The organism is Campylobacter sp. RM9328, from assembly GCF_012978615.1.
This window is the reverse complement of the sequence record NZ_LIWF01000025.1, coordinates 1-4,750: the sequence shown is the minus strand read 5'-3', so window position 1 is coordinate 4,750 and position 4,750 is coordinate 1. Positions and strand designations below refer to the sequence as shown.

Annotated in this window: 2 tRNA genes and 2 rRNA genes; all 4 read right to left on the bottom strand. The window is 45.0% G+C overall.

The features are described 5' to 3' along the window. A 23S ribosomal RNA gene (locus CCAL9328_RS10275) occupies nucleotides 1–2,382 on the bottom strand; the annotation flags it as partial. 521 nt (nucleotides 2,383–2,903) lie between these two features. After that, nucleotides 2,904–2,980, bottom strand: a tRNA-Ile gene (locus tag CCAL9328_RS10270). A gap of 16 nt (nucleotides 2,981–2,996) precedes the next feature. Further along, nucleotides 2,997–3,072, bottom strand: a tRNA-Ala gene (locus tag CCAL9328_RS10265). A gap of 156 nt (nucleotides 3,073–3,228) precedes the next feature. Then, nucleotides 3,229–4,739: ribosomal RNA gene (locus tag CCAL9328_RS10260) — 16S ribosomal RNA — on the bottom strand. Nucleotides 4,740–4,750 lie beyond the last annotated feature (11 nt).

Below are 4,750 nucleotides of genomic sequence, written 5' to 3'. Positions count from 1 at the left end.
GTGTATGTCTCGCAGTTAAGCTGGCTTATACCTTTATACTCTACGAACGATTTCCAACCGTTCTGAGCCAACCTTTGTAAGCCTCCGTTACATTTTGGGAGGCGACCGCCCCAGTCAAACTACCCACCAGACATTGTCCTACTTACGGATAACGTAAGCTAGTTAGCTATCAGAATAAAGAAGAGTGGTATCTCAACAATGGCTCATATACAACTGGCGTCATATACTCAAAGCCTCCCACCTATCCTGCACATCTTTATCCCAATAGCAGTGTCAAGCTGTAGTAAAGGTCCACGGGGTCTTTCCGTCTTGCCGCGGGTAGGAGGAATTTTCACCTCCACTACAATTTCACTGGATCCCTCTTCGAGACAGCTCCCATCTCGTTACGCCATTCATGCAGGTCGGTATTTAACCGACAAGGAATTTCGCTACCTTAGGACCGTTATAGTTACGGCCGCCGTTTACTCGGGCTTCGATCAAATGCTTCGATTGCTCTAACATCATCAATTAACCTTCGAGCACCGGGCAGGCGTCACACCCTATACATCCTCTTACGAGTTAGCAGAGTGCTGTGTTTTTGGTAAACAGTCGGGAGGGACTCTTTGTTGTAACCTTCAATGCTTACGGAGTAAATCCTTCACAAAGTTAGGCACACCTTATACCGAAGATACGGTGCTATTTTGCAGAGTTCCTTGAAGAGAGTTCTTCCACGCGCCTTAGAATACTCATCCCACCCACCTGTGTCGGTTTACGGTACGGGCAACATTATCTAAACTTAGAAACTTTTCTTGGCTCGACAGTATCAGCAATTCACACGCTGTTCCGAAGAACTTTGTGTGCCTGTAGGGTCTCGGCTTAAAAAGATCCGGATTTGCCTGGATCTTAACCTACACCTTTCGACTAGCACTTCCATCCGCTAGCTTGCTTAACTCTAAGCGTCCTTCCATCGCACAATAATGTTGGCATTGGAATATTAACCAATTTTCCATCGCATACCCCTTTCGGACTTTGCTTAGGACCCGGCTAACCCTACGATGACGAGCATCGCGTAGGAAACCTTGGGTTTACGGCGTTGGGGATTCTCACCCCAATTATCGCTACTCATGCCTGCATGCTCACTTGCATCCGCTCCAGTACTCCTTACCGGTATACCTTCAACGCTGAATGCAACGCTCTCCTACCACTTAGTAAAACTAAGTCTAAAGCTTCGGTACTCATTTTAGCCCCGTTATATTTTCCGCGCAGAATCACTAGACCAGTGAGCTATTACGCTTTCTTTAAAGGATGGCTGCTTCTAAGCCAACCTCCTGGTTGTTTCAGTAACTCCACATCGTTTTCCACTTAAATGAGATTTAGGGACCTTAGCTGTTAGTCTGGGTTGTTCCCCTCTCGACGACGGATTTTATCACTCGCCGCCTGACTGCCATGATTACACACTAGGTATTCGGAGTTTGATAGGGTTTGGTACATTGGTGTATGCCCTAGCCCATTCAGTGCTCTACCCCCTAGTGTTACTACATGACGCTATACCTAAATATATTTCGGAGAGAACCAGCTATCACGATGTTTGATTGGCCTTTCACCCCTATCCACAAGTCATCCCATAGCTTTTCAACGCTAGCGGGTTCGGTCCTCCACTGGTTCTTACACCAGTTTCAACCTGCTCATGGATAGATCACATCGTTTCGGGTCTGCAACATCTGACTAAACGCCCTATTAAGACTCGCTTTCGCTACGGCTCCGGGTTTCCTTAACCTCGCCAGACATCACAACTCGCAGGCTCATTATGCAAAAGGCAGTCCATCACCCTGATAAATCATAGGGCTCTGAATGATTGTAAGTAAATGGTTTCAGGTTCTATTTCACTCTGATCACCTCAGTTCTTTTCACCTTTCCCTCACGGTACTTGTGCGCTATCGGTCTAGTAGTAGTATTTAGGGTTGGATCGTGGTCGACCCAGCTTCAGACAGGATATCACGTGTCCCGCCCTACTCAGGATACTGCTAAGTAAAACAAAGTTTTCATATACGGGGGTATCACCCTCTACGCCTAAGCTTTCCAGCTTATTCTATTAACTAAGTTTAGTCTATGTTGCAGTCCTACAACCCCGTTAGTAAACTAACGGTTTGCCCTCTTACGCGTTCGCTCGCCGCTACTAGCGTAATCTCTATTGATTTCTCTTCCTGTTGGTACTAAGATGTTTCAATTCCCAACGTTCGCTCCATTATATGGTAACTGACATCGCTATCAGTTGGGTTGCCCCATTCGGAAATACCCGGATCAAAGCCCCTTGACGGCTCCCCGAGTCTTATCGCAGCCTGGCACGTCCTTCATCGCCTCTACTAGCCAAGGCATCCACCACTTACTCTTAGTAGCTTACCTTTTTTTAGTATATATTATATTCTAATTCGCATCACTTCCTTGCTAAAGATAACCACCTATACTTCGCAAAGTAGCAAAGCTACTTTTTACGACAAGGAGCATAAATACTCCCTTGGCTCACCTAAAGCACACCGCTTCTTACCGAAGCGCCGTAAATTTAGAATCAAGCTATATAGTTTTTAGTTATTACATCTAGTATCTTAAACTCCAAGACGGAAAGCATTGACAGATAGTATAGATAAGTTTTAAATCCTATAGTATCTTGTGATGTCAAACTTCTGCAATTTAATGCAATGAGTTTAGATATCTAAATCTTTAACAAGTCCTGTAAAATTGTTTTTATTAAAACTTGCTTGTGACTCTTAACAATAATAAATAAAAGAACATTAGATTAAAAAATCTAAATCAAATTTTTGAAATTTAAAAACTTGATTTAGATTTCATAAGCCGATAAACTATTTAAGCACAATCTATTAAATTGGGGATGTGATTATAGCTAATAAATCTTATAATAATCTTTATGGTGGGCCTAACAAGACTTGAACTTGTGACCTCACCCTTATCAGGGGTGCACTCTAACCAGCTGAGCTATAGGCCCTCTTTAATAAAAAATCTGGTGGAGAATAGCGGGATCGAACCGCTGACCTCCTGCGTGCAAAGCAGGCGCTCTCCCAGCTGAGCTAATTCCCCATATTATCTATCTAATCTAAAACTAGAAAGATAAATCTTTATTAGCCGTCAATCTTTCAAAACTAAACAAGGATCGATTGAGTAAATACTAAGGTTAGTTAGTATTAAATTTTCCTTTGATGAATATCTTGTGAGAGAATATTCATTGTACTCTAGAAAGGAGGTGATCCAACCGCAGGTTCTCCTACGGTTACCTTGTTACGACTTCACCCCAGTCGCTGATTCCACTGTGGGCGGTAGCTAGTTTAGCATTCCGACTTCGAGTGAAATCAACTCCCATGGTGTGACGGGCGGTGAGTACAAGACCCGGGAACGTATTCACCGTAGCATGGCTGATCTACGATTACTAGCGATTCCGGCTTCATGGAGTCGAGTTGCAGACTCCAATCCGAACTGGGACATATTTTATAGATTTGCTCCATCTCGCGATATTGCTTCTCATTGTATATGCCATTGTAGCACGTGTGTCGCCCCGGACATAAGGGCCATGATGACTTGACGTCGTCCACACCTTCCTCCTCCTTGCGAAGGCAGTCTCATTAGAGTGCTCGGCCGAGCCGTTAGCAACTAATGACGTGGGTTGCGCTCGTTGCGGGACTTAACCCAACATCTCACGACACGAGCTGACGACAGCCGTGCAGCACCTGTCTTAACATTTCTGCAAGCAGACACTCTTCTATCTCTAGATGATTTGTTAGATATCAAGTCCGGGTAAGGTTCTTCGCGTATCTTCGAATTAAACCACATGCTCCACCGCTTGTGCGGGTCCCCGTCTATTCCTTTGAGTTTTAATCTTGCGACCGTACTCCCCAGGCGGTATACTTAATCCGTTAGGTGCATTACTGCCATGACTAGCATAGCAACAACTAGTATACATCGTTTAGGGCGTGGACTACCAGGGTATCTAATCCTGTTTGCTCCCCACGCTTTCACGCCTTAGCGTCAGTTGAGTTCCAGCAGATCGCCTTCGCAATGGGTATTCCTGGTGATCTCTACGGATTTTACCCCTACACCACCAATTCCATCTGCCTCTCCCTCACTCTAGATTATCAGTTTCCCAAGCAGTTCTATGGTTAAGCCATAGGATTTCACAAAAGACTTGATAATCCGCCTACGCGTCCTTTACGCCCAGTGATTCCGAGTAACGCTTGCACCCCCCGTATTACCGCGGCTGCTGGCACGGAGTTAGCCGGTGCTTATTCGTTAGGTACCGTCATGGTTCTTCCCTAACAAAAGGAGTTTACGCTCCGAAAAGTGTCATCCTCCACGCGGCGTTGCTGCTTCAGGGTTTCCCCCATTGAGCAATATTCCCTACTGCTGCCTCCCGTAGGAGTCTGGACCGTGTCTCAGTTCCAGTGTGACTGATCATCCTCTCAGACCAGTTATGCGTCATAGCCTTGGTGAGCCATTACCTCACCAACTAGCTGATACAATATAGCCTCATCCCTTAGCGAAAAACTTTCCCGACTTAACTTATATTAAGAAGGAGTATAGAGTATTAGCAGTCATTTCTAACTGTTGTCCTCTACTAAGGGGCAGATTAGCTATACATTACTCACCCGTGCGCCACTAAGATTAAATAGCAAGCTACTTAATCTCCGTTCGACTTGCATGTATTAGGCACGCCGCCAGCGTTCACTCTGAGCCAGGATCAAACTCTCCATATAATTTATATGAA